Origin of the sequence: Marinobacter halotolerans, assembly GCF_008795985.1 — a bacterium.
In the GTDB taxonomy this organism is placed as follows: Bacteria; Pseudomonadota; Gammaproteobacteria; order Pseudomonadales; family Oleiphilaceae; genus Marinobacter; species Marinobacter halotolerans.
The window spans coordinates 1,428,733-1,454,998 of the sequence record NZ_VMHP01000001.1 but is presented as its reverse complement, the minus strand read 5'-3'; the positions used below and the strand labels follow the sequence as shown (position 1 = coordinate 1,454,998).

The following is a 26,266-nucleotide window of genomic DNA, read 5'->3' as shown; positions in this document are numbered from 1 at the left end:
GATGGGCGGCCTAGGTGCTGTGCTATTCGCTCCGCAACAACAACGCCGGGTCCAGACGCATGGCACGCAGGGTGGGAAGCAAGCCGCCGAGCAGTGCAAGTGAGCTGACGGCGCCTGCCACTAGTGCACCTATCCACCACAGATCCCCTGCCGGCAGTTTCAGCAGTTCAGACGCCAGTGGCAGGGCGATCAGCGCTCCCAGGGCCGTGGCGAACACCGTGGCCAGGAACGTCAGAAGGCCGGTTTCCAGCAGCATCGATTGCCGTATTGCCTGGTGTCGGGCGCCCAGGCAGTGGAGCAGGTTGGCTTCATAGAGTTGCCGCCTGCGGCTGACACTCACCACGCTGGACAGCACCAGAAGGCTTGCCAGCAAGCTGACAGTAGCCACTGCCGCCAGGCCCGCCGCCATCTTGTTGAGCAGGTCACCGGCGGTTTCCAGCCAGTCGGCGGTGCGCAGTGTGATCACGTTGGGTATGTTCTGCGCCAGCCATTGCTGGGATTTCTTCGCGGCCGTGTCGCTCTGGTAAACCGCACCAACGTAACGCCCGATCAGGCCTTCCAGAGCACCATTTTGCAGAATTCCTTCAAACCAGAACCGGGTCTGCAGGCCTTTCTGACGGTAGATGGCCCGGATTTCGGCGTTGATTGGCTGGTCCTGGGCGGTGAATTCAATCCGGTCACCGACCGTCAGCCCCAGCTGGTTGGCTTCCCGGTCTTCCATGGCCATGTACGCAGGTTCGCCTTCCGGGGCAGGTGTGCTCCACCACTGGCCGCTGACCAGTTCCAGGCCCTCCGGATTGCCGGAAAGGTAGCTGAGCTTGTACTCATCCCCCATGGCCTCGCGCCTGGCCTGGGGATTGTCTGCAAGCACCCGGGAAATGGGCGCATCATTGATTTGTGCCAGGCGTGCACGAACCATCGGCAGCAGCTCGGTTTTGCTGGTGGGATCAAGGGATTCAAGGCCGGTTTTCGTCCGGTCCATCTGATCTGGAAACACCTCATATAGAATCAGCGCCGGGGATTCGGCGGGTATGGTGGTTTCCAGTGCCCGCAGCAGAGTGGTGACAACCAGGGTGCAAGCGACCACCAGTGTGAGAGCCGTCCCCAGGGACAATAACGTGGCCCGCAGGGGCGAATCCGGCCGATGCAGGTTGGCCAGCGCCAGCCGCCTGGCAAAGCTGCGATCGGCAAAGCCACCGTTTTCGAGTGCCTTTGCGCCGCGGCGCAATCCCTTGATCAGCGCTTCCAGTAGTCCCCAGAGCACAACGACGGCCAGCAGAAACAGAAACCCCAGTGTCGGTGAAGGCAGCCAGAAAAGTGTGGCGCCAATATAGACGGCCAGCAGCGCATAACTGGCGATTCGCCAGCTATGCGGTTCGTTCGGGGCGGCCTGCACCTGACCCCTGAAAAGCCCGGCCGGCGATGCCGCAAGCGCCCGGGCCAGCGCCGGTAGCGCAAACACGTAGGCTGTCAGCACCGCGAACAGCCAGCTTAATAACAGGGGTATCAGCCACAGGGACAACCAGGAACCAGCGCCCTCAGGCCCAGCCACGGCAAAGGCATCGCCTGCCACCGCGATGGCTACAGCAGACAGCCCAAGCCCGATGGCACCGCCAATCAGCCCCGCCAGGCTGCCCAACAGGCCGATCTGCAGCAGATAGATGACGACCAGGGGTTTGCGGCGCAGGCCCAGCGTCTGCAGTGTGGCAATGGTGCCCAACTTCTCATCCAGATAGGCATGAATGCTGTTGGCTACACCCAGGCCTCCGATGAACAGGGTGGTGAAGGCAATCAGAATCAGCGCCGTGGCGATCTGGTCCAGCCGTTCGGCAATGCGTTCGCTGCGTTCGGCAAAGGTGGTGGTGTCCCAATTGGGCTGGGGGAAGGCCTGCTCGAATTCGTTCAGCCAGGTGTCCAGGTTCTGGTCGGTCTTCACCTTGTATTCATAATCCACGCGGCTGCCCGGACGGATCAGTTCCGTGGCCTCGACTGCCTGTGAAGAAATCATGATCGGCAGACCGCGCCAGTTGGCGTTCAGTCGGCGGTCCGGTTGTTTCTGGATCAGGCCGCTGATGCGGAAGGTGGCGGCGCCGATCTGGATCTGGTCCCCGATGGACTGGCCCAGGCGCTCTGCAAGCAGCGGGTCGATAATGGCGCCCCAGTTGCCATTCTTTTTGTCACTCAGTTCTGCCAGTGACTGGTCCGGTGTCAGCTGCAGCTCGCCGTACAGGGGGTAGGCGGCATCGGGAACCAGTATCTCGGCCCTGAAGAAGCCGTCGCCGTTTTCGCTGCTGACGATGGTGTCGAACTCCCGAATCAGGGCGATCTTTCCGGTGGCGCTTACCCATTCGAGCACGGCGTCTGGAAGCGGTTCACTGGCATCCAGTTCCACATCGCCGCCCATCAGCGCCCGGGTGTCTGCCAGTAGACTCTGCTCGATCACCCGGTAAAGGCTGGCGGTGGCCGCCACCAGGGTGACACCCAGAATAAGGCAGGCGAGAAATACCCTGAGCGCGGAAATACGGGAGCGTAGGTCGGTTATGGCGAATTTCAGCATCCACAGGATGCTGGCCGAACGTGGCCGGTTGGGAGGCTCAGTCCTCATACAGACGCCCGCCGTCCATCCGAACGCGGTGTTGGCAACGCTGGGCCACGCGCTCGTCGTGGGTGACCAGCACCAGGGTGGATTTGCTTTCTCTGTGCAGGTCGAACAGCAATGACAGCACTTTTTCACCCGTTTCCTGGTCCAGATTGCCGGTGGGTTCGTCCCCCAGCAACAGGCTCGGCTGATGCACCAGGGCTCGGGCAATGGCTACCCGTTGTTGCTCGCCGCCGGAAAGCTGCCCCGGGTAATGTTGCAGCCGATGGCTCAGTCCTACTGCGTCCAGCATGGCCTTGGCCTGCTCCCGGGCGCCGGTTTGCCCGGCGATTTCCAGCGGCAGGCTGACGTTTCCCAGGGCGGTCAGACCTGGCAGCAGATGAAACGACTGGAAGATGATGCCAAGGTGCTCACTGCGCCAATCGGCCAGGGTATTGGCGTCCATGTCCCCCAGGCGCTGGTCGCCTACCAGGATTTCGCCGGAGGTGGGGCGCTGAAGCCCGGACAGCAGCAGAAGCAGTGAGGTTTTGCCGCTACCAGAGGGGCCGGTAATTGCCAGAGTGTCGCCAGGCGGAATTGTGAGCGAGGCGTTTTTGAGCACCGCTACGGTCCCGGATTCTGTCGGGTAGGTAAGCTGGATATCACTTATCTGGACACTGGTGGACACCGGGACACCTTTCTTTTTAATGGGTTAAGTCACTGACGCAATAGCATACGATCTGTTCCGGACACTGGCGCACTATCTACCTCACTATGAATGACCTGCAATCTTCGCTGCAACAGTGCCCGTACATTCATACCTGATCACTGGTTACTGGAAAGTGCATGTTGATTCCCATAGTCCATCATCCGGATTACAGTTTTCCGTTCCCTGCAAAACACCGTTTCCCCATGGAAAAGTTCGGCCTGCTTGCGGAGCACATGCGGTCGAATGGACTGCTCACCCGGCAGAACAGCTACCGTCCGGCACCCTGTCGACAGGCCTGGCTGACCCAGACCCACAGCCCGGACTATCTCGCCCGCTTCGCCGGTAACCGCCTGTCTCCCCGGGAGACCCGGCAGATGAACCTGCCCTGGAGCACAGGGCTGGTGCGGCGGACGTTTCTGGCACCGTCGGGCACGGTACTGACGGCGCAGTTGGCGCTGCAATACGGCGTTGCCTGCCATCTGGCCGGTGGCACCCATCATGCACATTTCGACCACGCTGCCGGGTTCTGCATCCTCAATGATCTGGCCATAGCGGCCAACGTGTTGTTGCGCCAGAGCGGGGTAGACCGGGTGCTGATATTTGATGTGGATGTGCACCAGGGCGACGGAACCGCCCGGCTGTTGGCCAATGAGCCGAATGCGTTCACCTGTTCCGTCCACTGTGAACGCAATTACCCCTTCGAAAAACAGGTGAGCGATCTGGATGTGGCCCTGCCGGATGGAATGGAAGACGGGGACTACCTCAAGGTTGTAGAACGCACACTGCGTCAGGCGCTTGCAATGTCGAAGCCCGACATCGTCCTTTACGATGCAGGGGTAGACGTGTTCGCCGGTGACCCGCTGGGAAGGCTGAATATCACCGAATCCGGCATCCGGGAGCGGGATTACCGGGTTTTGCGCGAGCTTAAAGCGCGCGGCATACCCGTCGCTACGGTGATTGGCGGCGGCTATGACGATGACCGGCTAAAGTTGGCCAGGCGCCACGGCATTGTGGTGGAAGAGGCCAGTCGGGTGTTCAGCTGAGAATGAGTCAGATGAGGCCGGGCTCATAGTCGACCCTGTAAAGTAAATCCGTTTTCTTTTTGCCAAAAACGGCCAATTGTGTCGAGTTAATTTACATAAACTTCTCCTGTTCTATTTCGAGTTCACACACCTATCTGTTTTCACGGGCTTTTTGAGGAGTGGAACAGGTCTTGCTGAAGTTCTGTTCAATAGCAAATTCAGCAGACATAGAGATGTAACTTATGAATTTCCAGAAGATGTGTTTTGTCACTGCAATGACGTTGCTGGTCTCAGGCCCGGCGGCCGCTGCCTTGATTGACTTTGAAGATGTGGGCAGCCTCCCCGGCGGCGGCCTGGGTGATAACGACGCCCTTACCGATCAGTATGAAGCCTCCGACGGGGTAACTTTTGACGGCGCATTTATCGAAAAGTCGGGTGAGGCTGATGCCAATCCTCAGGGGTTCCTGAATGATCAGAATTCTGATTACGACCAGCAGTTCCTGGCTTCTCCCGGTCTCGGTGACTGGTTTGTTCGCACGGGCGGGGAAGTAGGATCCCGGGGTGGCAATGGGGTTTATCTTTCTATTATTTACAGCACCGCGGTAAACGCTGCCAGCGGTCAGATCTGGGATATTGATGGAAACAACAGTCAGGGAACCGAACAATGGGATGTCCGCGCGTACAATGGGGCTAACCTGATAGACAGTATGCTTAGCCCCGTAGGTTCAACGAATGGAGCCGGGTCCCTTGATGGCCTGCCCTGGACGTTTAACCTCAGTGGAGCAGCATTCAATCGTATCGACTTTGTGTTCACCGGAACCAAAGATTCAGGTGTTGGCCTGGGCTTCGACAACTTCAACACTTCGTCTGTGACTGTACCCGAGCCAGGAACCTTGGCTCTGCTGGGCCTGGGGCTGGTAGGTACCTTTGTGGCGCGTCGCAGAAAGGCCTGATTGCCAAAGTTTCAGCAACGACAATAAGGGGCTCTGTCTGAAATGGCAGGGCCTTTTTTTTATTTTGATTCAACAGAGAACAGATTTGAGACTGACCGGAATTGCTACCTTGGCGACCTTTCCGGCCAATTTCTGTCCTTATCACTTAGGCTAGAATGCACGGGGAGATGACGACAAGAAATCAGGCCGATGAGGGCAGGTATGAGTGAGCAGCATGTAGATGTTTTGATTATCGGCGCAGGGGTGTCGGGCATTGGCACTGCCTGTCATCTGCGGAGGGATTGCCCGGGTAAAAGCTTCACCATCCTTGAGCGCCGCGATGATCTGGGCGGAACCTGGGACCTGTTCCGCTACCCCGGTATCCGTTCAGACTCGGACATGTACACCTTCGGCTACAACTTTCGCCCCTGGACAGGCGGCAAGGTACTGGCGGACGGACCCTCTATAAAGCACTACGTATCCGAAACCGCTGACGACTATGACGTGACCCCGCATATTCGTTTCGGCCTGGCGGTCAAGCGCGCGGAGTGGTCCACAGAGAGCGCCTGCTGGACGATTACGGCGGAGCGCGAGAAAACCGGTGAAAGGCTCACGTTTACGGCCGATTTCATGATCGGCTGCACCGGCTACTACAACTACGACGCCGGCTATAAGCCCGACTTCCCCGGTGAAGACGCGTTCCAGGGCCAGATCGTCCATCCGCAGCACTGGCCGGAGCATCTGGACTATGCGGACAAGAAAGTGGTGGTGATCGGCAGCGGCGCCACGGCCGTCACCCTGGTACCCACGCTGGCCGAAGAGGCAGAGCACGTGACCATGCTGCAGCGCTCGCCAACCTACCTGATGCCGTTGCCATCGGATGATCGTATTGCCCGCTTTCTGCAGCGGACCCTGCCCTCGAAACTGGCTTACCGTTTGATAAGAGCCCGCAACATCACTGTTGCCCGGTTGCTGTTCAACCTGTCCCGCAAGCGACCCAGGATGATGCGCAACTGGATGCTGAAAACGGTGCGCAAACAGTTGGACGGCAAGGCTGATATGCGCCATTTCACTCCCAGCTACAATCCATGGGACCAGCGCCTGTGCGTGGTGAAAGACGGTGACCTGTTCAAGGCCATCAGGGCCGGTTCAGTGTCCATGGCAACGGACCACATCGAGCGCTTCACGGAGACCGGCATTCTTCTGAAGTCCGGCGAGGAGCTGAAAGCGGATATTATTATCCCCGCCACCGGGTTGGATATTCAGATGCTCGGCGGTGCCGAACTGGTTGTCGATGGCAAGCCGGTGGTGATGCGGGACAAGGTGGTGTACAAGAACGTGATGGTCGAGGGCGTGCCCAATGCGGGAATGGTGTTCGGCTATACCAACCTTTCCTGGACCCTGAAGGTGGACATTGCCGCTGAGTACCTTTGCCGGGTGCTGAACTACATGGATGCCCGGGATTTGCAGGTCTGTGTGGCCAGGGATAGTGATGCCCGACGCGCCGACGATACCGTGATGGGCGGTCTGGATTCAGGTTACATTCGCCGCGCCGATGATCGGCTGCCACGTCAGGGCCTGGATGACCCCTGGCGGGTCACCCAGAACTACAAGTCGGACATCAAAACCCTTCGCTACGGGCCCATAGACGACGGTCATCTCACCTTTATTGCAGACCCGCGTAAACAGAAAAACAGCCAGGACGAGATGTCTCCGGTACTTTCCTGACGCTATTTGTGGCAGGATTCGCGGCACATTCCGGAGACAACTTTCACTGGAGAGTGCTGATTCATGTCCCGCAAAAAAAGAAAAACAGGCCGGCCCCTCTGGCATCCGGTTTACTGGACGTCCTGGTCGCTGGTTTTCACGCTTTACCTTATTTCCCTGCTACCCATGAGCACCAAACAGAACTTCGGCGCCTGGCTGGGCCAGGTACTGGAAGGTAAACTGAAATCTCGCCGGAAAGTGGCCGATACGAACCTGCAAGTGTGTTTCCCGGAGATGGACAAGGCGTCACGTTCACGGCTGATAGAGGCAAATTTCGTGGCCTGTACCCGTGGCGTTATGGAAAGCCTGCACGCGTGGTGGCGGGATATGTCCGGCTACTGTGCGAATGCTCAGGTCGAAGGGCTTGAACATCTGCGGGAAGCGCAGGAAAAAGGCAAGGGAGTGCTGCTTATTGGTGGCCACTACAGTATTTTTGACTTTGCCCTGCCGCTGATTGCCTGCCACCTGAAAAAGCCCGGTTACATGTACCGGCCCAACGCAAATCCGGTGATTGACCGAATGATAGAGCGTGGGCGTCGCCAACATCCCGGCATTCGGGGCTTCACCAAGCGGGAGCTTCGGCCCATGGTGTCTTACCTGAAAAAGGGCGGCGAGGTCTGGTTTGCCTGCGATCAGGACTTTGGCGACAAAACCGAGGTGTTTGTGCCCTTTTTCGGGGTGGATACGCCCTGCATTACCTCGCCAAGCTACATCGCCAAGGTGTCCGGCGCCTCGGTCATCTGCGTCAGCCACTTGCGTCTGCCTGATGGCCAGTACCAGATACGTTTTTCACCGGTACAGGAAGGCTTCGGCCAGGATTCTGCTGCTGATACGGAAGTCTGGAATCGTTTCCTTGAGGGCGCGGTCCGGGAGCATCCTGATCAGTACCTGTGGTTGCACAAGCGCTTCAAGACACGCCCGGAGGGCGCCGCCCGGATCTACTGATCCTGGCCCAGATATTTCATGACGGTGTCCTGCCAGGCATCGGTTTCCGTCACGTTCAGAATCTGCTCAGAGACCGGTTCCCGCAATGGGCTGCCTGCCGGTAAGGCCAGGGCATAGAGTTGTTTCTGGAATATGCCAGGAAGCAGGGTCAGACGGTTGGCGCCCATTTGCAGGTTGCGGTACTGCAGCAGCGGCCGATCGTAGACAACGGCGTCTGTCTCGCCGTTTGCCACTGACTCCATGGCCGATGTCAGATCCGGGTACTGTTGATGGCGAATACGCTGTTCCTGCAGATACTGCTCGCTGGCAGTATTACTGACGGTCGCGACATTGGCTCGGATCAGATCGTCCGGTCCCTGGATCTGCGTACGCAGGTTGTTGACCGTCAGGGAGGAGGTGATAGCTGCCGTGAAGCTGGCCACCATAATCAATCCGGCAAACATCCAGACCAGCGCCACAATCCTGCCGGTCAGGGAAATGGGCGCTTTGTCGCCATAGCCCACGGTGGTCATGGTGACCGCCGCCCACCAGAACCCGGAACCGATACCCTGTGGCGCGGTGCCGCCAAACTGCTCGGGGTTCTGCCTGCGTTCGAACAGCCACAGCACAAAGCCGACGCCCAGTAGCAGGGCGGCCAGGGATAACACCACGCTCAGGAATTCCCAGCTCAGCAGGCTTAGCAGACTGGACATCAGGCCCTGTTCCGATGCCGGGGGAACCGCAATGGATAACCCCGTCTGGTAGAACGGATGGGTGAAATCAAAGGCGGCTTCCCGCTCGGCCGTCATGGTCAGCGCGCCCACGGCGACGTCGATCTCGCCAGCGCGGACCTGTGCCAGCAGATCACTGAAGGGCAGCGGCACCCACTCGTATTCCCGCCCTGTGTTCTCGGCCACCTGACGCCATAGGTCGACGCTGATGCCCTCCCAATCGCCACTGTTCGACTGCATGATGAACGGAGGCACCTCGGTGATGCCAACGCGGATCGGATCGGAAGTCGATTGCGCCGCTACAAAGGCGGGCAGAAAGAGAATCAGGGAGGCCAGCAGCCGCAGTGATCGACTCATTCAAACGCTCCCTGAATAACATCACGATAATTGCGGATACGCTGCACATAGTGGACCGGCTCGTAGCCACGGGCATAGCCGTAACGGGTGCTGGGGTAGTAGCGCTTGTCCGCTTTCAGGGGCAGCACTTCGGCCATGTCTTCCCAGGAATCCGGGTTTTTGCCCAGGTCTCTCGCCAGCTGGCGGGCGTCCAACAGGTGCCCGCGGCCAATGTTGTAACTGGCCAGTGCCAGGAAGGTGCGGTCCGGTTCCGGAATGGTGTCCGGGAGGCGGCGATGGCGATCGGCCAGGTATCGGGCGCCGCCGTCGATGGCTGCAACCGGGTCCAGTCGGTCAGTAACGCCCAGTGACTCGGCGGTGTTGCCAGTCAGCATCATGATGCCTCTAACGCCAGTGGGGGAGACCGCGGCCGGGTCCCAATGGGATTCCTGATACGACAAAGCGGCCAGAAGATCGGCGGGCATGCCGGTTTTTTCCTCGGCAGCCTCGAACTCACTTTTGTAATCGGGCAGACGGTCTTCAATGCGACGGTTCAAAGCTCGAAGATCGACGAAGTCAAATTCACCGATGTAGCTGTAATACCGGGTTTCCATATCGCCAATCGCTTCATCGCCGGCGCTGCTGTTCATCCATTCGTGAGCCGTATCGGCGATGCCCTCAAAGGCCTTTGGCGCATACCAGCCCAGATTCTTGCCGGAGGAGAGATTCATGGCCACTTCGAGATGCGGGAAGTGACGGCGCATGACCTGGACAATGTTGGAGTCGGCGACGGTGCAGTCCAGATCCTGCTCGGCCACTTCCGAAAGGAGGATTTCAGTGGTTAATTCATCATCCTCTGTGAAAGCAATGCCCTCGTGCTGGCCCGCCAGTTTGTTCAGGGTTTCCACATAGCTGGATGCCGCCGTTACCCTGATCTCGACTCCGGCCATTTCTTCCGGCAGGCGCGGCATCGGTCGCTGTTCCCGGTGGCATACCAGTTGCTCGGTGATTTCCGTGTGGGCAGGACCCCGGGTGAAGCGTTCGGTGCGCGAGGGCAGGTGAGTCAGCCCGGCTGCGGCCAGGTGTGTATTCCCGGACTCCAGCGCAGCCAGAACCTGGGCGGTAGACTCATACATGGTCCATTCCACGGTCCACCCTTTGCTTTCAGCGAACTTGCTGACCAAGCTGTACTCCGGCCCGATGGGGTTCTCGTGACGATCCACATAATAGGTGGTGGAGCCGTTTCGGGTGGCCACCTGTAATACGCCGGTCTCTTCGGGGCTGCCGATTTCGGCGCTGGCCTGTTCAGCGGAGGGCTGGCTGCAGGCGGTGATTGTCAGTGCAAGCGGGAATAGGATCAGGGCCATGCCCCGTTTGTGGACGTGAGTCATGTATGGACCTCGTTTTTGGACGTTTTGTGCCTATCCTTACGAATGTGTAATCAAACTGTACCACTTTCGGGAGGATACAGCGCGCAGATGCCAATAGTGTGGCCTATGCTGACCACACGCACTGCCGAAGGAGCTCGTTTATGAACGTTCGTTTCAAGCATCTGCTTTGGGTGGTCAGTCTGCTCATGCCGCTCTCTGTTTTCGGCGCCGAGGGTGTTATTGCGCTTAAAAGCAGCCACAGCGTAGCTGCCACGGCTGACAAACTGACTACGTTACTCAAGGACAAGGGCATGACGGTCATGAATCGCATCAACCACACCGCCGGTGCGGCCTCGGTGGACCTTGAGCTGCGGGCCACGGAACTGGTGATCTTCGGGAATCCGAAAGTAGGTACGCCGCTAATGCAATGTGCCCAGAGCGTCGCCATTGATCTCCCTCAGAAAGCGCTGATCTGGGAAGACGAGTCCGGCCAGGTCTGGTTGGGGTATAACGACCCCATGTACTTGAAGCAGCGCCACGGTATTGAAGGCTGTGATGCGGTGCTGGGAAAAATCGCCGGCGCGCTTGATAACTTTGCCACTGCCGCGACCCGGTAGAAACTGTCTATAGCTATTGTCTGGGCACTCTGTTAGGGTGCTCATCATCCTGCCTCTAGGGATTCCCGCAGTTTTTGGCTTTTAGCCTGTGCGAACCTCCATACGACCTGTCAGAGGACGTCACCCCATTTTTGGCGCGTGACTGTAGTCGTCTTTTTTCCATGACTGAATCATGGTTTCTGCTCCTGCCTGTAAAAGTCCGGGGGCTGAATTATCAAGAGTTGATCCTATATGAGTTTTTCTTCACTCGGCCTGTCCGAGCAACTGGTGCGTGCCACTACCGATCAGGGTTATGAAACCCCATCTGCCATTCAGGCCCAGGCTATTCCTGCTGTGCTGTCCGGCAGGGATGTGATGGCCGCGGCCCAGACCGGTACCGGCAAAACCGCCGGTTTCACGCTGCCACTGCTGCAGCGTTTGTCTGCCAAACCTCGCGAGGGCAAGGGCCCACGGGCGCTTATTCTGACCCCAACACGCGAGCTGGCTGCGCAGGTACACGACAGTGTTGCCCTGTATAGCCGCTACATGCCGACCAAATCTGCCGTGGTATTCGGCGGTGTGAAAATCAATCCGCAGATGATGAAGCTGCGCAAGGGTCTGGACGTGCTGGTGGCAACCCCCGGCCGGCTGATGGATCTTTACCAGCAGAACGCCGTGCGCTTTGATGAAGTGGAAGTGCTGGTGCTGGATGAAGCCGACCGCATGCTCGACATGGGCTTTATCCGCGACATCCGCAAGATTCTGGCTATGCTGCCAGCCAAGCGTCAGAACCTGATGTTTTCCGCCACCTTCTCACCCGAGATCCGCAAGCTGGCCACGGGCCTGCTGAATGATCCGGTTCAGGTGGAAGTGGCCGCCAGGAATACCTCTGCAGAGTCTATCGTGCAGTCGGTCTATCCGGTGGATCAGAGCCAGAAAACAGCATTGTTGAGCAAGCTGGTGCGGGACAACGGTTGGGAGCAGGTATTGGTGTTTACCCGCACCAAACACGGCGCCAATCGTCTGACCCAGAAGCTGGAGCGTGACGGTATCACCGCCGCCGCCATTCACGGCAACAAATCCCAGGGTGCCCGTACCCGGGCGCTGGCAGAATTCAAGCAGGGTGATATTCGTGTACTGGTGGCGACCGACATTGCGGCCCGCGGTCTGGATATCAAACAGCTGCCGCAGGTAGTGAACTTTGAGCTGCCTAACGTGCCGGAAGATTACGTGCACCGTATCGGCCGTACCGGCCGTGCCGGGGAAAGCGGCCATGCGCTGTCACTGGTCAGTGCCGATGAAGGCAAGATGCTGGCGGGTATCGAGAAGCTGATCAAGAAGCAGCTGCCGCGTAAAGAGATCGAAGGCTTTGAGCCGAAGAATAACCTGCCGCTGAAGCCCAAAGCAAAAGCCGACCCGAGTCGGGCACGGAATCGCAATGGAAACGGTGGTCGCCCGGGTGGGCAGGGTCGTCCGACTGGTCAGAATGCTGGACCGGGTGGACGCCGTGGCGGTCGATCAGCCGGTGCGGGACAGGCCCAGCGTCAGGGATAACCTGAAACCCAATAACAAAAAAGCGGTGTTTACACCGCTTTTTTGTTGGCTGTTCCGATTGCCGGTACCGATTCCCTCACCAGTACGTCTCTTACAGACAGAGGGCGTCCGTCAGAGCTTTGCACGGTGATTGGCTGAATCGGTTCCCCGGTTTCCCGGTCCCGCAGATCCAGAGGCGTTTGCTCCGGCGCCGGGTTCCATTTGTCGCCCCACTGCCGCAGTGCCACCACGATCGGGAACAGATCCCGTCCCTTTTCGGTCAACCGGTACTCGAAGCGGGAGCCGTGTTCGCCCACCTCAACCTTTTTCAGAACCTGATTGTCCACCAGCCGTGCGAGCCTGTCGCACAAGATGTTGCGGGCGATGCCCAGCTCTTTCTGAAAGTCCACGAAGCGTCGGGTGCCATACATTGCGTGCAGCACCACCAGGAGCGACCACCAGTCGCCCACTTCGTTGAGTGCACGGGCGACGGAGCAGTTTGAATCGTCAAATCGTTTTCTAGCCATGGAAAGAGTGTAGCGAATAGGGTTGCGTTTTAAAACCAGATTCAATAGAGTTGCGTAAAGAGACCAAATTGATAAGGTTGCGATCTATTATGAGCATGAACCTCGGCCCCGTATTCGAGCGTTTCGAAATCCATAACCTGACGTTGCGAAATCGCGTGGCGATGGCGCCTATGACCCGTAATTTCTCGCCGGGCCACGTGCCAAGCCAGCAGGTCGTGGACTACTATCGCCGCCGCGCTGAAGGTGGCGTCGGGTTGCTGATCTCCGAGGGAACGACCGTTAACCACGAAGCCGCGAACGGCTACCCCAATGTGCCGTTTTTCCATGGTGATGAAGCTCTTGCAGGCTGGAAGGAAGTGGTCGATGCAGTCCACGAAGCTGGCGGTGCCATCTTCCCGCAGCTCTGGCACGTGGGTGCTGTTCGCAAGGGGGGCACAGAGCCCAACAGCAGCGTTCCCGGCTACAGTCCGTCCGGCCTGTTTGCGCCCGGAAAGCCCAATGGCAAGGCCATGAGCAAGGAAGACATTGATGACGTGATCCAGGCTTTCGCGGACGGCGCTCAGGATGCCAAAGCGCTGGGTTTTGACGGCGTTGAGATTCACGGTGCCCACGGTTACCTGCTGGACCAGTTCCTGTGGGAAGGCACCAACCAGCGTGACGATGAGTACGGCGGCAGCCTGGAGAACCGTCTGCGCTTTGTGGTGGAAATCGTAGAGGCCGTGCGCGGGCGTGTGGGACCGGATTTCCCCATCATGCTGAGATTTTCCCAGTGGAAGCAGCAGGACTATGAGGCAAAGCTGGTGAACAGCCCGGAAGAGCTCGAGCAGTTCCTCAAGCCTCTGGTGAACGCCGGTGTGGATATTTTCCACGCCTCGACCCGTCGATTCTGGGAGCCTGAATTCGAGGGCTCGAACCTCAACCTGGCCGGTTGGACCCAGAAGCTTTCGGGCAAGCCCACCATGTCCGTGGGCAGTGTCGGTCTGACCGAAGACTTCATCAGCGGCACCTTCGCCAGCAAGAAAGAAGCGGTGGAACAGTCCGGCATCGATGAGCTAGTGGAGCGCATGGCCAACCATGAATTCGAGCTGATCGCCGTGGGTCGCGCCCTGCTGCAGGATCCGGAGTGGCTGATCAAGGTGAAGGAGGGTCGGATCGACGATGTCGAGGCCTTCGCCAAAAAGTCGCTGACCAAACTCTATTGATGATTTGCACGCAATCCCTTCCTTGAAGTGCAAGCTTTCAACCCCGGCCGAGGCCGGGGTTTTTTTTGTTCCATGGATTAATGGTTCCGTAATCTGAGGGTAAGCCATTGAACCTGGCATATGCGTTATGCTGCCAGTACACACTGACCGTTCCAAGGAGCATGGCATGACGCGGATTCAATCTATTCGGGCACTTATGGTGGCTTTTGTACTGGTGTTGGGCGCGGGTTGCGCGACCGTTGGCAAGGATTTCGCGACACACAAGGTGGACGAAATCACGATTGGCGAGACCACCCGAACCGAGATTCAGGCGATGTTCGGTGACCCCTGGCGCACCGGCATTGAAGATGGCAAGCGCACCTGGACCTACGGCAAGTATCGCTGGTCTGCTTTCGGAGACGCGGAAACGACGGATCTGGTGGTTCGTTTTAACGAAGACGGCACCGTCTCCTCCTACGTCTACAACACCACCGAGTGAGGGTGCCGGCTATCCCCAATCAGGAATCGACAGATCGGCATCAGGATCCGGCAAATATGGAGCAACTGCTGGACCGGATCAAATCCGGCGCCCAGGGCCGCGATTTTGTGTCCATCGGGGAGATGATGGATTCCGTGGGGCGGAGAACCTTTGGTCCCATGGTGCTTCTGGCGGGTATCATTCTGGTCACGCCACTCAGTGGCGTGCCCGGGATTCCGACGCTTATGGGGATGCTGACTCTGCTCACCCTCGGGCAGGTGCTGCTAGGATTGAAACATTTCTGGCTGCCGAAGCTGATTGTCAGGCGAAAAATACCCCGTCAACGACTGCTCAAGGGTCTGAAGTGGCTGCGTCCCTTTGCCAGAAACATTGATCGCATGACCCGTGCCAGGTTCACGTTGCTGGTTAAAGGCCCCGGATTATATGCCATGGCTCTGGCTTGCATGGTGATTTCCGTCGTTATGCCCGCCACGGAGGTGGTTCCGTTCAGTTCCAGCATCGCCGGCCTGGCCCTGGTGGCGTTTGGAATGGCAATGATTTCCAGAGACGGCCTTCTCGCACTGATTGCCTGGGGCGTTTCACTCACAGGTCCGATCATGCTGTTGCGTAACCTGGGGGGTTGAAGAACCGCCCCGACTGGGTTGAAGGTGGAGATAGAGTAAGTAAAACCGGTGATCTTGAGCTAGATTACAGGAGTAGGATCTCTTATTTGCTGGCTAAAAAGGAGAGTCGCCATGGTACGTTTATTCTATCTGGTTTCTTCAATTGACAGTGCTAAGGAAATCTCCGACGACCTTCATCAGAACGGTGTAACTGACTGGCGTTTCCACATCGTCAGTAAGGATGAGGCCGGGTTGTACACCCACCAGTTGCACACGGCTTCTGTTCTGGACAGAACCGATCTGCCCCGCTTTGTAGAGCGCGGCGCGATTGCCGGGTTTGTACTGGCGCTGGCATTTATTGTGCCCCTGGCGTTGCTGGAATTTGTGAATATGCCGGCTGCCGCCTGGATTGCCCTGTTTATCTTCGTGGTCGCCGCCGGCGCCTGGGTGGGCGGATTCGGTGGTATCCAGACTGAAAACTACCGTATACAGCCGTTCCACCAGGACATCGAAGCGGGCAAGTATCTGATTATGGTGGATACCCCGAAACAGCATATCGCCAAGGTCAAGGAACTGATGACCAAGAACCATCCGGAAGCGGAGCTGCAGGGCAAGGACTCCAGCATCAACAATCCCTTTGCCAGCAGGCGCAAGCAGAAGATCAAGCCGGCATGACCAGAACCGGTGTCATTCTGACTGGCGGCGGCGCGCGTGCGGCCTATCAGGTAGGCGTGCTGCGCGCCGTCGCTGATATGTATCCGGACTGGCATTACCCTTTCAACGTCATCATCGGCACCTCTGCCGGCGCCATTAACGCTATGGCGCTTGCCGGCAGCCGCGGTCTGTTCCGTCACAATATTGATCACCTGGAGAAAGTGTGGTCGGAGCTGACCATGGATCGGGTCTACCGTGCCGGATCGTTCAGCCTGATGCGCAGCCTGAGTTCCGTAGCCCGCAAGTTCATCAGCAGCCCGATCGAGAGCGGCCCGATATCACTTCTGGATAATGCGCCGTTGCGGAAGATGCTGAAGCGGGAAATCAATCTGGAGAACATCCACCAGACTATCCGCGAAGGTCATATCGATGCGGTGGGGCTGAATGCCTGTGGCTATAACACGGGTCAGAACGTCTGTTTCTTCGAGGGTATCGATGGGCTGGAGGGCTGGTCCGTAGGGCAGCGTGCCGGTACAAGAACCGAGCTGGGGCTGGATCACATCATGGCCTCGTCAGCCATACCCACGCTTTTCCCGCCGGTACCTATCAATCGTGAATACTTCGGCGATGGCGCAACCCGCCAGATGGCCCACGTCAGCCCGGCCCTGCGTCTGGGCGCACGCAAGGTGATGGTGGTGGGTGTCAGTGCCAACCAGATGAGCACGGTCAAGCGGCCGGAAAAACCCGGTATGCCCACAATGACCCAGGTTCTGGGACACGTTTTTAACGGGATCTTTCTGGATACGCTGGATTACGATATTGAGCGCTCCCGGATGATCAACCAGTTGCTGGAGCTGATCCCCCAGAAGAAATTGAAAGAGGCTGGCCTGGATCTGAGCCCGGTGGATATTCTGGAAATATCCCCGTCTGAACCGATTGACGAGATTGCTGCAAAGTATCTTGATGGTTTACCGCTGATACTGCGCCGTTTGGCAGGGGCATCGGATACTGGAGCGGATGGTAACGCCAGTCTTGCCAGCTTTTTGCTGTTCGACCCGCGTTTCTGCAAGGATCTGATCAGTCTGGGCTACCGGGATGGCCAGAGCCAGGCCAAGCAGATTGAACGCTTCTTTTCAGGGGGAACACAGTCTCGGGGTTGACACCGTCGGGGGCCTTTAAGCCCCCGATCGGAGTAGATATCAGCCCCGCAGGCCTGATACCAGCTTGTCGACGCTTTCCTTGGCATCGCCGAACAACATGCGGGTGTTGTCCTTGAAGAACAGCGGGTTCTCCACACCGGCATAGCCGGACGCCATACCACGTTTCAGCACCACAACCTGCCCCGCCTTCCAGACTTCAAGCACGGGCATGCCGGCGATGGGGCTGCTGGGGTCTTCGGCGGCCGCCGGGTTGACCGTGTCGTTGGCACCAATCACCAGCACCACGTCGGTATCCGGGAAGTCCTCGTTGATTTCGTCCATTTCCAGAACGATGTCATAGGGCACGTGCGCTTCGGCCAGCAGCACGTTCATATGTCCGGGCAGACGACCTGCCACCGGGTGAATGCCGAAGCGCACATTCACGCCCTTGTCCCGCAGGTACTTGGTCATGTCGCTGACGCCGTTTTGCGCCTGGGCCACAGCCATACCGTACCCCGGCACGATGATCACCGAGCGGGCGTTGCGCAGTTCCTCGCAGACTTCATCCACGCTGGTTTCGTAGACGGACTGTTCCTCATCACTGGCGGCCGAGCTGCTGCTGGTCTGGCCAAAGCCACCCAGAATCACACTGATGAAGGAGCGGTTCATGGCGTTACACATGATGTAACTCAGAATCGCACCACTGCTGCCCACCAGGGCACCCACAACGATCAGCAGGTCGTTGCCCAGCATGAAACCGATGGACGCCGCCGCCCAGCCGGAATAGCTGTTCAGCATGGAAACGACAACGGGCATATCGGCGCCGCCGATGGCCATGATCAGATGAACGCCCAGCACGCATGCGATGACCGTCATGATGATCAGGTAGAGGATGCCGAGGCCCATGCTGTCAGTGCTCAGGAACCAGCTGCCCAGAACCACACAGGCAATGATGGCCGCCAGGTTCATCCAGTGGCGCCCGGGTAGGGTCAGCGCCTTGCTGTCGATGCGGCCATCCAGCTTGCCGCAGGCAACCAGTGAGCCGGTGAAGGTCACTGCACCGATAAAGATGCCAAGAAAGACTTCCACCAGGTGGATGGTGTGCTCGGTGCCACTAGTCGCAACCAGCGGTTCGATGTAGCCGGAAAAGCCGACCAGGACCGCTGCAAGACCCACAAAGCTGTGCAGCAGGGCGACCAGTTGGGGCATCTGGGTCATTTCGACTTTATTGGCAATGGGGATGCCGATGCCGGCACCAATCAGTATCGCAATTGCGATGGCGATAATACCGCCATCCGGACCGAAACTCGCCAGGGTGGCACCCACGGCGATAATAATACCCGCAACACCGTAGAGATTACCGCGGCGGGCGGATTCCTGGTGGCTAAGGCCGCCCAGGCTCAGAATAAACAACACACTCGCGACCACGTAGGCCACGCTCACCATTCCTGTACTCATGTTGGGCGTCTCCTACTTGCGGAACATTTTAAGCATGCGGTGGGTGACGTAGAAGCCGCCCCCGATGTTGATGCTGGCAATCAGTACGGCGATGAAAGCCATGATGCCAACGGCGACGCTTCCCGCCTGGGCAAGATGGAGCATGGCGCCAATCACGATAATGCCACTGATGGCGTTGGTGACACTCATCAGAGGTGTGTGCAGGGACGGTGTTACGTTCCAGATGACCTGCCAGCCAATAAAGCACGACAGCACAAAGACCGTGAAGTGGCTCAGGAAGCTTTCCGGGGCGTGGGCGCCGACGCCGTACAGTGCGAAAACGGTAACGGCCAGCAAAGCCACTTTGCCGATCAGGCTCTTTTTCCTGGCCTTTTCTTCGGCGGCTGCTTTTGCTGCCTGTACGTCGGCCGGGGAGGGTTCCTCGGTGCCGGGCTTGTGCTGCGGCGTGGCCGGAGCCTCGGGCTGGGGTGGTGGCCAGGTCACGCTATCCTCTTTCACCACCGTCAGGCCACGAATGACCTGGTCTTCCATATTCACCACCGGCTTGCCGTCTTTCTCAGGCGTCAGCTCGGTCATCAGGTGAGTCAGGTTGGTGGCGTAGAGGTCACTGGCTACCTTCGCCATGCGGCTTGGCAGGTCGGTGTAGCCGATCAGGGTGACGCCGTGCTTGTTGGCTACCTTGCCGGGCTCGGTAACTTCACAGTTACCACCGCGCTCGGACGCCAGATCCACCACCACGCTGCCAGGCTTCATGGATTTGACCATTGCCTCGGTGATCAGCTTGGGTGCCGGTTTGCCGGGGATCAGGGCGGTGGTGATGATGATATCCACTTCTTTCGCCTGCTCGGCAAACAACGCCATTTCCGCCTTGATGAACTCGTCGCTCATCTGCTTGGCGTAGCCGCCGGTGCCGCTACCCTCTTCTTCGCCGAAGTCCAGCTGCAGGAATTCGGCACCCATGCTTTCCACCTGTTCGCGCACTTCCAGGCGGGTATCGAAGGCTCGAACGATCGCACCCATGCTGTTGGCGGCGCCGATGGCGGCCAGGCCGGCAACACCGGCGCCGATTACCATGACTTTCGCGGGCGGCACTTTGCCGGCGGCTGTTACCTGACCAGTAAAGAAACGGCCGAAGTGGTTCGCTGCCTCGATCACCGCGCGGTAGCCGGCAATGTTCGCCATGGCGCTCAATGCGTCCATTTTCTGCGCCCGGCTGATGCGGGGCAGGCTGTCGATGGCCAGCGAAGTGATTTTGTTTTTCGCCAGGTGTTCCAGCAGCTCCGGGTTCTGCGCGGGCCACAGGTAGCTGATCAGGAAACTGCCTTCTTTCATCAGGTCGGCTTCGTGCTTCCTGAGCGCTGTGTTCTTCATTGGCGCACGGACTTTCAGGATAATGTCCGCGTCTTTGAAGAGGGCTTTGGTGTCCTCAATGATGCTTGCGCCTGCAGCTTTGTAGGTGTCATCTGCGTAGTCGGCGGCGTCTCCGGCACCGGTTTCAATCAGTACCTCATACCCAAGGTCGGTCAGTTTCTTGACCGAAGGAGGAGTGGCGGCGACCCGCCTTTCCCCCTCAAAGATTTCCTTTGGAATACCTATTTTCATTGTCACTGAGTCCTCCGGATACACCGGTTATGGGTTAGTGATTCTGTCTGGCAATGAGAGCCTGTACTTCGCTATCAGTCATGCTCTTCAGCATGGCTCCGCGTAACTGCCTATTGACGAACCTTTCGGTTGCAAAGCGAATGTTACCGTGTTGGCAGGGTTTATCAATGTATTCCATGGAGCCATAGGTTATATATCAAATAGTCATACACGAGATTTCCTGAACAGTTTCTGTCGCGAAACCCGGTGATCTGGTTCAAACAGGACAGCCATCGGTTGGCGCAGGCCAATTCGCAGCCAATCCATGTACTCCCGCCAATTTCATTGTGTATACAACCGTATACCGCCTGATAAGTCGCTACCACAGAACATCAGGCCAAGCGTTTTGCACACAATGAGGTGGAGTACATGAAACCGTCGGTACGAGTTGCCATTATCGGCACCGGGTTCTCTGGCCTGGGCATGGGCATCAAGCTCAAGGAAGCCGGTTACGATGATTTTGTCATTCTCGAACAAAGCGATGACGTCGGCGGCACCTGGCATGAGAACCATTACCCGGGGTGTGCCTGCGATGTCCAGTCCGCCCTCTATTCCTTCTCTTTCGAGCAGAACCCCAACTGGACCCGCATGTACGCGCGCCAGCAGGAGATCAAGGCCTATCTCCGGCATTGCGCCGAGAAGTACGGGCTGGTGGAGCATGTTCAGCTGAATACCCACGTGGCCGGCGCCAGGTTTGACGAACGCCGACATCGCTGGACCGTCGAAACCTGTGACGCCCCTGCGCTCTGGGATTACATGACCGAACGGGGCATGGTGGCGGGTGATGAACTGGATCGTTCGGACGAGGCTCTACCCGAGATAAAAACCCTGCGTGCCGATGTGGTTGTCTCGGGCATGGGTGGACTGAGTACACCGGCCTATCCGGTCATCGACGGCCTGGAAAACTTCAAGGGCAAACAGTTTCATTCCCAGCACTGGGACCACGATTATGATTTTCGGGGCAAGCGAGTTGCAGTGATTGGTACCGGTGCGTCCGCGATCCAGTTCGTGCCGGAGGTGGCGAAAGACGCCGCGCACCTGGACCTTTACCAGCGCACACCGGCGTGGATTGTGCCCAAGCCGGATCGGCCAATCCGTCCGCTGGAGCGGGCGTTGTTCAAACGCTTTCCCCAATCGCTGAATGCTTTCCGTCAGAGCATCTACTGGACGTTGGAAGCACGGGTGCTGGGGTTTGTGGGTGACCCACGCATCCTCAAGATTGGCGAGCTCCAGGCCCGTCGTCATATTCGCAACCAGATCAAGGACCCTGTTCTGCGCAGAAAGGTCACCCCGGATTTCCATTTCGGATGCAAGCGGGTGTTGATCTCGAACAACTATTATCCGGCGCTGGCCCAGGACAATGTGGACGTGCTGACTAACGGCATCCGCGAGGTACGTGAAAACGCCATTGTTGAGCGAAACGGCGAGGAGCGTCCGGTGGACTGCATCATTTACGGCACCGGCTTCAAGGCCCAGGACCCGATTCCCAAAGGCATGGTAAAGGGTCGTGGCGGGCAGGATCTGCTGGATGCCTGGAAAGAGGGTGCCGAAGCCTATAAAGGCACGACCATTGCCGGCTTCCCCAATTTCTTCGTGCTTATGGGCCCGAATACCGGCCTGGGTCATAGTTCCATGGTCTACATGATCGAGAGCCAGATCCAGTACGTGCTGGACGCCCTGAAAAAGATGGAAAAGCATGGCTGGAAAAGCGTGGAAGTGAAGGAGGATGCGCTGAGCAAATACAACGCTTCCATCCACGCCAAACTGGGCGACTCGGTCTGGCAGACCGGCTGCAAAAGTTGGTATATGAACGAAAACGGCAAGAACACCACGCTCTGGCCCGGTTTCACCTGGCAGTTCCGTCAGCAGACGCGGCGGTTTGATGCGCGCCAGTATCTTTGCGAATCCGACGTGGCCAGCGCCAGCGAGCCGGTTCCGGCGTTATCGGGCATGAACTGCTAGGGTCTGTTGCACGTAGTGCTTCTACCATTCAAGCAAATCGGTTGAGGCATTGATGACAAACTCTGTAAACAACAAGAAGATCGGAATTGGCGCGGGCGTAGTGCTGGCTGTGCTTGTCCTGGGCTATCTGATGCTTGGATCAGGCGCGCCTGATTTCAAGGACTATGAAGCAGGCACTGAACGCAAAGAAGCCTTCTTCGGGTATTTTCTGCCAATAATTCAGGAAGAAAATGCCAGAATCGCCGAAGTCCGTGAGGAACTGATTGCCTGGCACAACGACCAGGATTCTATTGGTTGGTGGGACGAAGGCACGATTGAAGATATCGCCGCCGACTATCGCATGGACGAGTTTGATGTGTCTGATCAGGCCGCGTGGGACGAGCTGCTGAGCCGGGTTGATATTGTGCCGGCTTCACTGGCTCTTTCACAGGCCGCTAACGAAAGCGCCTGGGGAACATCCCGCTTCGCCACAAAGGGTAACAACTATTTCGGCCAGTGGTGCTTTGAGAAGGGTTGTGGGCTCGTGCCGAACAGCCGTGATTCTGGCAAGACCCACGAGGTTGCGGATTTTGATTCGCCGCAACAGTCGGTTGAACGCTACATGCAGAACCTCAATCAGCATGATGCCTACGAACCGTTACGCGAAGTACGAGCCACATTGCGTGCCAATGACCAGCCGGTAACCGGTTATGCGCTGGCAGCAGGTCTGGGGAAATACTCTGAGCGCGGTGTGGAGTACATCGAAGAGCTCAGGGCCATGATGCGCCACAACGAGCTGGCCGAACACGATCTCTGATTCTTTGATACCAAGTCAGCGTTGGCCTCGAAAACCACGAGGCCAACCTGTCCCTCCGAATCAGCTAACCAGCGTGCCACCATCCACAGCCAGGCACTGGCCCGTGATGTGCCGGCCAGCTTCCGTGGCCATCAAAACCGCAGCGCCTTTCAGGTCTTCTTCACCCCCAAAGCGTTTCAGCGGAATGCGTTCAAGCATTTTGTCACCCTGGGCATCCAGCAAGCCCTGGGACATCTTCGACGGGAAAAAGCCCGGGCACAATGCGTTCACATTGATGTTGTAGTGACCCCACTCGGACGCCAGCGCTCGGGTGAAGTTAACCATGGCACCCTTGCTGGTGTTGTAGGCGATGGTCTGCATGCCTTCCGGGTTGCCGGACAGGCCGGCGATGGAGGCGATGTTGATCACCTTGCCGGTCTTGCGCGGGATCATGCAGCGCTTGCCGACGGTCTGGGTCAGAAAGAAGCTGGCGTTGACGTTCAGGTTCATCACCTTCATCCAGCCTTCGGGCGGATAATCCTCCGCCGGGGCACCCCAGGTGGCGCCGGCATTGTTGACCAGGATATCGATGTCGCCCAGTTGATCAACGACCTGATCAACCACCTTGGGGATACCTTCCAGATTGCCCAGATCGGCGGCGACGGTGATCACCGTCACGCCCAGGCCTTCCAGGTGTTCTTTTGCCGCGTCCAGCTCATGCTGCTTGCGGGCGCTGATGGCGATTTTTGCCCCCAGCTCGCCCAGGGCCTCGGCCATCTGCAGGCCAAGGCCGCGGGAGCCGCCGGTGATAAAGGCGACTTTGCCAGTCAGGTCCAGTAACTGTTTTACGCTCATAGAGAGAATCCTTTTCCGTTCAGGCGCTGGCGGCCAGCAGGCTGTCGCTGACCTGGGCCAGGTGGTGATCGGCGTCGCCGAACAGCAGGTTGATCAGTGTCAGGCGCTTGAACAGATGCGCGGCGAACATCTCGTCGGTAACACCCATGCCGCCGTGCAGCTGAACGCCTTCCTGGGCCACATAGCGGGCACCCTGGCCAATCAGAGTCTTCGCCATGGAGATGGCTTCCCGCCGCTTGGCACGGTCCTCGGAATCCGCGGTGTTGGCGGCCAGAATGGCCATGGATTTCGACTGCTCGGCGTGCATGAACATGTCCGCCATACGATGCTGCAGCACCTGGAACTTGCCGATGGGCACGCCGAACTGCTTGCGTGTCTTGATGTATTCCAGGGTCGTAGCGTTCATGGCTTCCATGGCGCCCACAGCTTCAGCACAGACCGCGGCAATGCCCAGGTCCATGGCCTTCTCGATGTGCGGGAAGGCCTGGTCCAGCTCGCCGAGCAGGTTGTCGGCGCCGACCGCCACATTGGAGAAGCTGATCTCGGCGATGCGGTAGCCATCGTGGGCAGCGAAGTCGTCGATTTTCACGCCCTTGGCGTTGGCGTCCACGATAAACAGCGACAGGCCCTGCTCGTCGTTGGCATTGCCACTGGTGCGGGTGGACACCACCAGCTGGTCCGCCTGGCCACCGTGAATCACCGCGGTCTTCTGCCCGCTGATCATGAAGTGGTCGCCGTCCTTGCGGGCGGTGGTCTGAACCTGGGCCATATGGTAGCGGGCGCCCGGCTCGTAGTGGGCGAACGCCATCTTGCGTTCGCCGGTGGCGATAGCAGGCAGGCAATCATCCTTCTGGGCGTCGTTACCCAGATCGCGGACCAGCCCACCAGCCAAAACCACGGTCGCCAGGTAGGGTTCAACCACCAGGCCACGGCCGAAGTTTTCCATCACCACCATGGTGTCTACGGCGTTGCCGTCCAGTCCGCCAAAGGCTTCGGGGAAGGTGAACGCCAGCAGGCCCATATCTGCAAGGGCAGACCAGGTGCTCGGGTCCGTGCCTTTGCCGGATTCGATGAAGGTGCTGCGCTTTTCAAAGCTGTACTCGTTGGTCACGAAGCGGCGCAACGAGTCGTTCAGCATTTGCTGTTCGTCGGTAAGATCGAAATTCATAAGACCGTCTCTCCAATTCTCTTGGCTGATGGCTCTTTAAAGACCAAGTACAAGCTGGGCAACGATGTTGCGCTGGATCTCGTTGGACCCGCCAAAGATCGACAGCTTGCGCATGTTGAAATAGTCGCCCGCCGAAGGGGTGGCTTCCATAGAGCCTGCACGGGGGCCGTTATAGTCCAGCTCCAGCGCCTCGGGAATATGGGCGATGGAATCCTGGCCGCCGGCTTCCATCAGCATCTCGAACAGCTTCTGGCCGATCTCGGTGCCGCGGATTTTCAGAATTGACGCCTGGGGGCCGGGGCCGCGCTTGTCGGTGAGCACGCGCAGCACGGTCAGTTCCAGCGCGCGGAGTTCAATGTCCAGCTGCGCCAGGCGGTCGCGGAAGCGGGTGTTCTCGATCAGCGGACGCTGGCCGTCCTGTTCCTGATGCGCCACTTCTTTCAGGCGCTTCATCATCGCCTTCCACTGACCGACGTTGGCAAGGCCGGTGCGCTCGTGGCCCAGCAGGAATTTGGCATAAGTCCAGCCCTGGTTCTCTTCACCGATCAGGTTTTCGGCGGGGACTTTGACGTTGTCAAAATAGACTTCGTTAATCTCGTGCTCGCCGTCCAGCATGATGATGGGTTTCACATCGATGCCGGGGTCGTTCATGTCGATCAACAGGAAGGAGATGCCCTGTTGCGGCTTGCCTTCGTTGCTGGTGCGCACCAGGCAGAAGATCCAGTCGGCGTGCTGGCCGAGGGTGGTCCAGGTTTTCTGGCCGTTGACGATGTAGTGGTCGCCTTCGCGCTTGGCAGAGCACCGCAGTGATGCCAGATCGGAACCGGCGCCGGGCTCGGAATAGCCCTGACACCACCAGTCTTCCCCGCTGAGGATGCCCGGCAGGAAGCGCTGTTTCTGTTCTTCGTTGCCAAAGGTCATGATCACCGGGGCGACCATGCGCAGGCCAAAATCGAGCTGGCGCGGGGCGCCGGCGAGGGCGCATTCTTCTTCGAAGATGATCTGCTCAATTGGGCTCCAGCCGGTACCGCCGAATTCTTTCGGCCAGGTGGAGGCGCCCCAGCCTTTGTCGAACAGAATTTTCTGCCAACGCTGGGTCATTTCTTTATCGTGACGCAGGCGTTTCTGAACGCGCTCGCGGATGTCGTCCGGGAGGTTGTCGTCCAGGAACTGGCGAACCTCGGCGCGGAAGGCCTCTTGTTCGGGGGTGTAATTCAGGTCCATTTTTTACCTCTTTGTCTGTTGGCTGAGGTTGATGGTTTTAAATCTTGAGTGGCCTGCTGGTATTAATGCCGGGCCTGGAAACT

At 58.3% G+C, this 26,266-nt stretch carries 23 protein-coding genes; 13 read left to right on the top strand and 10 right to left on the bottom strand.

Translation table 11 applies throughout. The annotated features are described in order from the left end of the window. Nucleotides 1-22: 22 nt before the first annotated feature. Both FPL19_RS06805 and FPL19_RS06800 read right to left on the bottom strand, forming a co-directional pair. Nucleotides 23-2,605 (bottom strand): ABC transporter permease, encoded by a 2,583-nt coding sequence (locus tag FPL19_RS06805; RefSeq protein ID WP_225314318.1) that lies wholly within the window; start codon nt 2,603-2,605, stop codon nt 23-25. Next, entirely contained in the window at nt 2,595-3,266 is a 672-nt protein-coding gene (locus FPL19_RS06800) for an ABC transporter ATP-binding protein (RefSeq protein ID WP_225314317.1), read from the bottom strand. The genes FPL19_RS06805 and FPL19_RS06800 overlap by 11 nt, the downstream gene beginning before the upstream one ends. 158 nt (nt 3,267-3,424) lie before the next feature. Here FPL19_RS06800 and FPL19_RS06795 point away from each other — a divergent pair, with 158 nt between their 5' ends. The 4 genes from FPL19_RS06795 (at nt 3,425) to FPL19_RS06780 (ending at nt 7,953) form a co-directional block, all read left to right on the top strand. Next, on the top strand, nt 3,425-4,330 hold the full coding sequence (locus tag FPL19_RS06795; protein ID WP_150911705.1) for a histone deacetylase family protein: 906 nt from the start codon (nt 3,425-3,427) through the stop codon (nt 4,328-4,330). A 221-nt stretch (nt 4,331-4,551) separates the two neighbouring features. After that, nucleotides 4,552-5,262, top strand: a complete 711-nt coding sequence (locus tag FPL19_RS06790) for a PEP-CTERM sorting domain-containing protein (RefSeq protein ID WP_150911704.1) — start codon at nt 4,552-4,554, stop codon at nt 5,260-5,262. A 201-nt stretch (nt 5,263-5,463) separates the two neighbouring features. After that, a complete protein-coding gene (locus FPL19_RS06785) occupies nt 5,464-6,969 on the top strand; it encodes a flavin-containing monooxygenase (protein ID WP_150911703.1) in 1,506 nt (501 codons plus the stop codon). Nucleotides 6,970-7,032: 63 nt separating this feature from the next. Further along, a complete protein-coding gene (locus tag FPL19_RS06780; RefSeq protein ID WP_150911702.1) occupies nt 7,033-7,953 on the top strand; it encodes a lysophospholipid acyltransferase family protein in 921 nt (306 codons plus the stop codon). Here the strand turns inward: FPL19_RS06780 and FPL19_RS06775 are convergent. Together FPL19_RS06775 and mltF are read right to left on the bottom strand one after the other, a co-directional pair. Next, nucleotides 7,947-9,020: a transporter substrate-binding domain-containing protein gene (locus tag FPL19_RS06775; protein ID WP_150911701.1), complete on the bottom strand. Its 1,074-nt coding sequence runs from the start codon at nt 9,018-9,020 to the stop codon at nt 7,947-7,949. The two genes, FPL19_RS06780 and FPL19_RS06775, sit on opposite strands and share 7 nt — an antisense overlap. Next, on the bottom strand, nt 9,017-10,390 hold the full coding sequence (gene mltF, locus FPL19_RS06770) for a membrane-bound lytic murein transglycosylase MltF (RefSeq protein WP_150911700.1): 1,374 nt from the start codon (nt 10,388-10,390) through the stop codon (nt 9,017-9,019). Before mltF ends, FPL19_RS06775 begins: the two co-directional genes overlap by 4 nt. A 140-nt stretch (nt 10,391-10,530) precedes the next feature. Between mltF and FPL19_RS06765 the strand changes: the two genes are divergently transcribed. Next, nucleotides 10,531-10,986, top strand: a complete 456-nt coding sequence (locus FPL19_RS06765; RefSeq protein WP_150911699.1) for a DUF302 domain-containing protein — start codon at nt 10,531-10,533, stop codon at nt 10,984-10,986. A 231-nt stretch (nt 10,987-11,217) separates the two neighbouring features. After that, entirely contained in the window at nt 11,218-12,519 is a 1,302-nt protein-coding gene (locus FPL19_RS06760) for a DEAD/DEAH box helicase (RefSeq protein ID WP_150911698.1), read from the top strand. A 29-nt stretch (nt 12,520-12,548) separates the two neighbouring features. Here the strand turns inward: FPL19_RS06760 and FPL19_RS06755 are convergent, their stop codons facing one another. Continuing rightward, complete coding sequence (locus FPL19_RS06755; protein ID WP_150911697.1) at nt 12,549-13,025, bottom strand: winged helix-turn-helix transcriptional regulator; 477 nt, start codon at nt 13,023-13,025, stop codon at nt 12,549-12,551. Between the two features lie 89 nt (nt 13,026-13,114). Between FPL19_RS06755 and FPL19_RS06750 the strand changes: the two genes are divergently transcribed. The 5 genes from FPL19_RS06750 to FPL19_RS06730 all read left to right on the top strand — a co-directional run bounded on the left by FPL19_RS06750 (nt 13,115) and on the right by FPL19_RS06730 (nt 17,121). After that, the gene (locus tag FPL19_RS06750; RefSeq protein ID WP_150911696.1) at nt 13,115-14,227 is read left to right on the top strand and encodes an NADH:flavin oxidoreductase; all 1,113 of its coding nucleotides are present in this window, start codon (nt 13,115-13,117) and stop codon (nt 14,225-14,227) included. 166 nt (nt 14,228-14,393) lie between these two features. Continuing rightward, a complete protein-coding gene (gene bamE / locus FPL19_RS06745; protein ID WP_150911695.1) occupies nt 14,394-14,705 on the top strand; it encodes an outer membrane protein assembly factor BamE domain-containing protein in 312 nt (103 codons plus the stop codon). 56 nt (nt 14,706-14,761) lie between these two features. Beyond that, complete coding sequence (locus FPL19_RS06740) at nt 14,762-15,328, top strand: exopolysaccharide biosynthesis protein (protein WP_150911694.1); 567 nt, start codon at nt 14,762-14,764, stop codon at nt 15,326-15,328. 111 nt (nt 15,329-15,439) lie between these two features. Then, entirely contained in the window at nt 15,440-15,982 is a 543-nt protein-coding gene (locus FPL19_RS06735; protein WP_150911693.1) for a hypothetical protein, read from the top strand. Continuing rightward, nucleotides 15,979-17,121 (top strand): patatin-like phospholipase family protein, encoded by a 1,143-nt coding sequence (locus tag FPL19_RS06730; protein ID WP_150911692.1) that lies wholly within the window; start codon nt 15,979-15,981, stop codon nt 17,119-17,121. Before FPL19_RS06735 ends, FPL19_RS06730 begins: the two co-directional genes overlap by 4 nt. Before the next feature lie 39 nt (nt 17,122-17,160). Here FPL19_RS06730 and pntB read toward each other — a convergent pair whose 3' ends face one another. Beyond that, nucleotides 17,161-18,558, bottom strand: coding sequence for a Re/Si-specific NAD(P)(+) transhydrogenase subunit beta (gene pntB / locus FPL19_RS06725; protein ID WP_150911691.1), 1,398 nt, complete (start codon nt 18,556-18,558; stop codon nt 17,161-17,163). Nucleotides 18,559-18,570: 12 nt separating this feature from the next. Beyond that, a complete protein-coding gene (locus tag FPL19_RS06720; protein WP_150911690.1) occupies nt 18,571-20,160 on the bottom strand; it encodes a Re/Si-specific NAD(P)(+) transhydrogenase subunit alpha in 1,590 nt (529 codons plus the stop codon). A gap of 408 nt (nt 20,161-20,568) precedes the next feature. On the opposite strand from FPL19_RS06720, the gene FPL19_RS06715 reads away from it, so the two are divergent. Next, entirely contained in the window at nt 20,569-22,161 is a 1,593-nt protein-coding gene (locus FPL19_RS06715) for a flavin-containing monooxygenase (RefSeq protein WP_150911689.1), read from the top strand. Between the two features lie 52 nt (nt 22,162-22,213). Beyond that, nucleotides 22,214-22,957: a glucosaminidase domain-containing protein gene (locus tag FPL19_RS06710; protein WP_225314316.1), complete on the top strand. Its 744-nt coding sequence runs from the start codon at nt 22,214-22,216 to the stop codon at nt 22,955-22,957. A gap of 60 nt (nt 22,958-23,017) precedes the next feature. Here the strand turns inward: FPL19_RS06710 and FPL19_RS06705 are convergent, their stop codons facing one another. Genes FPL19_RS06705 through FPL19_RS06695 form a run of 3 tightly spaced genes read right to left on the bottom strand, consistent with a single transcriptional unit; the run spans nt 23,018 to nt 26,183 of the window. Continuing rightward, entirely contained in the window at nt 23,018-23,791 is a 774-nt protein-coding gene (locus FPL19_RS06705; RefSeq protein WP_150911688.1) for an SDR family oxidoreductase, read from the bottom strand. Between the two features lie 19 nt (nt 23,792-23,810). Beyond that, on the bottom strand, nt 23,811-24,959 hold the full coding sequence (locus tag FPL19_RS06700; RefSeq protein ID WP_150911687.1) for an acyl-CoA dehydrogenase family protein: 1,149 nt from the start codon (nt 24,957-24,959) through the stop codon (nt 23,811-23,813). Between the two features lie 36 nt (nt 24,960-24,995). Next, nucleotides 24,996-26,183 (bottom strand): acyl-CoA dehydrogenase family protein, encoded by a 1,188-nt coding sequence (locus tag FPL19_RS06695; protein WP_150911686.1) that lies wholly within the window; start codon nt 26,181-26,183, stop codon nt 24,996-24,998. Between the last annotated feature and the right edge of the window lie 83 nt (nt 26,184-26,266).

Coding starts and splice junctions, on each gene's coding strand:
- FPL19_RS06730 (WP_150911692.1), top strand. CDS start 15,979: ATGACCAGAACCGGTGTCATTCTGACTGGCGGCGGCGCGCGTGCGGCC.
- pntB (WP_150911691.1), bottom strand. CDS start 18,558: ATGAGTACAGGAATGGTGAGCGTGGCCTACGTGGTCGCGAGTGTGTTG.
- FPL19_RS06785 (WP_150911703.1), top strand. CDS start 5,464: ATGAGTGAGCAGCATGTAGATGTTTTGATTATCGGCGCAGGGGTGTCG.
- FPL19_RS06775 (WP_150911701.1), bottom strand. CDS start 9,020: ATGAGTCGATCACTGCGGCTGCTGGCCTCCCTGATTCTCTTTCTGCCC.
- FPL19_RS06740 (WP_150911694.1), top strand. CDS start 14,762: ATGGAGCAACTGCTGGACCGGATCAAATCCGGCGCCCAGGGCCGCGAT.
- FPL19_RS06780 (WP_150911702.1), top strand. CDS start 7,033: ATGTCCCGCAAAAAAAGAAAAACAGGCCGGCCCCTCTGGCATCCGGTT.
- FPL19_RS06765 (WP_150911699.1), top strand. CDS start 10,531: ATGAACGTTCGTTTCAAGCATCTGCTTTGGGTGGTCAGTCTGCTCATG.
- FPL19_RS06705 (WP_150911688.1), bottom strand. CDS start 23,791: ATGAGCGTAAAACAGTTACTGGACCTGACTGGCAAAGTCGCCTTTATC.
- bamE (WP_150911695.1), top strand. CDS start 14,394: ATGACGCGGATTCAATCTATTCGGGCACTTATGGTGGCTTTTGTACTG.
- FPL19_RS06795 (WP_150911705.1), top strand. CDS start 3,425: ATGTTGATTCCCATAGTCCATCATCCGGATTACAGTTTTCCGTTCCCT.
- FPL19_RS06720 (WP_150911690.1), bottom strand. CDS start 20,160: ATGAAAATAGGTATTCCAAAGGAAATCTTTGAGGGGGAAAGGCGGGTC.
- FPL19_RS06710 (WP_225314316.1), top strand. CDS start 22,214: ATGACAAACTCTGTAAACAACAAGAAGATCGGAATTGGCGCGGGCGTA.
- FPL19_RS06695 (WP_150911686.1), bottom strand. CDS start 26,183: ATGGACCTGAATTACACCCCCGAACAAGAGGCCTTCCGCGCCGAGGTT.
- mltF (WP_150911700.1), bottom strand. CDS start 10,390: ATGACTCACGTCCACAAACGGGGCATGGCCCTGATCCTATTCCCGCTT.
- FPL19_RS06750 (WP_150911696.1), top strand. CDS start 13,115: ATGAGCATGAACCTCGGCCCCGTATTCGAGCGTTTCGAAATCCATAAC.
- FPL19_RS06715 (WP_150911689.1), top strand. CDS start 20,569: ATGAAACCGTCGGTACGAGTTGCCATTATCGGCACCGGGTTCTCTGGC.
- FPL19_RS06700 (WP_150911687.1), bottom strand. CDS start 24,959: ATGAATTTCGATCTTACCGACGAACAGCAAATGCTGAACGACTCGTTG.
- FPL19_RS06735 (WP_150911693.1), top strand. CDS start 15,440: ATGGTACGTTTATTCTATCTGGTTTCTTCAATTGACAGTGCTAAGGAA.
- FPL19_RS06755 (WP_150911697.1), bottom strand. CDS start 13,025: ATGGCTAGAAAACGATTTGACGATTCAAACTGCTCCGTCGCCCGTGCA.
- FPL19_RS06790 (WP_150911704.1), top strand. CDS start 4,552: ATGAATTTCCAGAAGATGTGTTTTGTCACTGCAATGACGTTGCTGGTC.
- FPL19_RS06760 (WP_150911698.1), top strand. CDS start 11,218: ATGAGTTTTTCTTCACTCGGCCTGTCCGAGCAACTGGTGCGTGCCACT.
- FPL19_RS06805 (WP_225314318.1), bottom strand. CDS start 2,605: ATGAGGACTGAGCCTCCCAACCGGCCACGTTCGGCCAGCATCCTGTGG.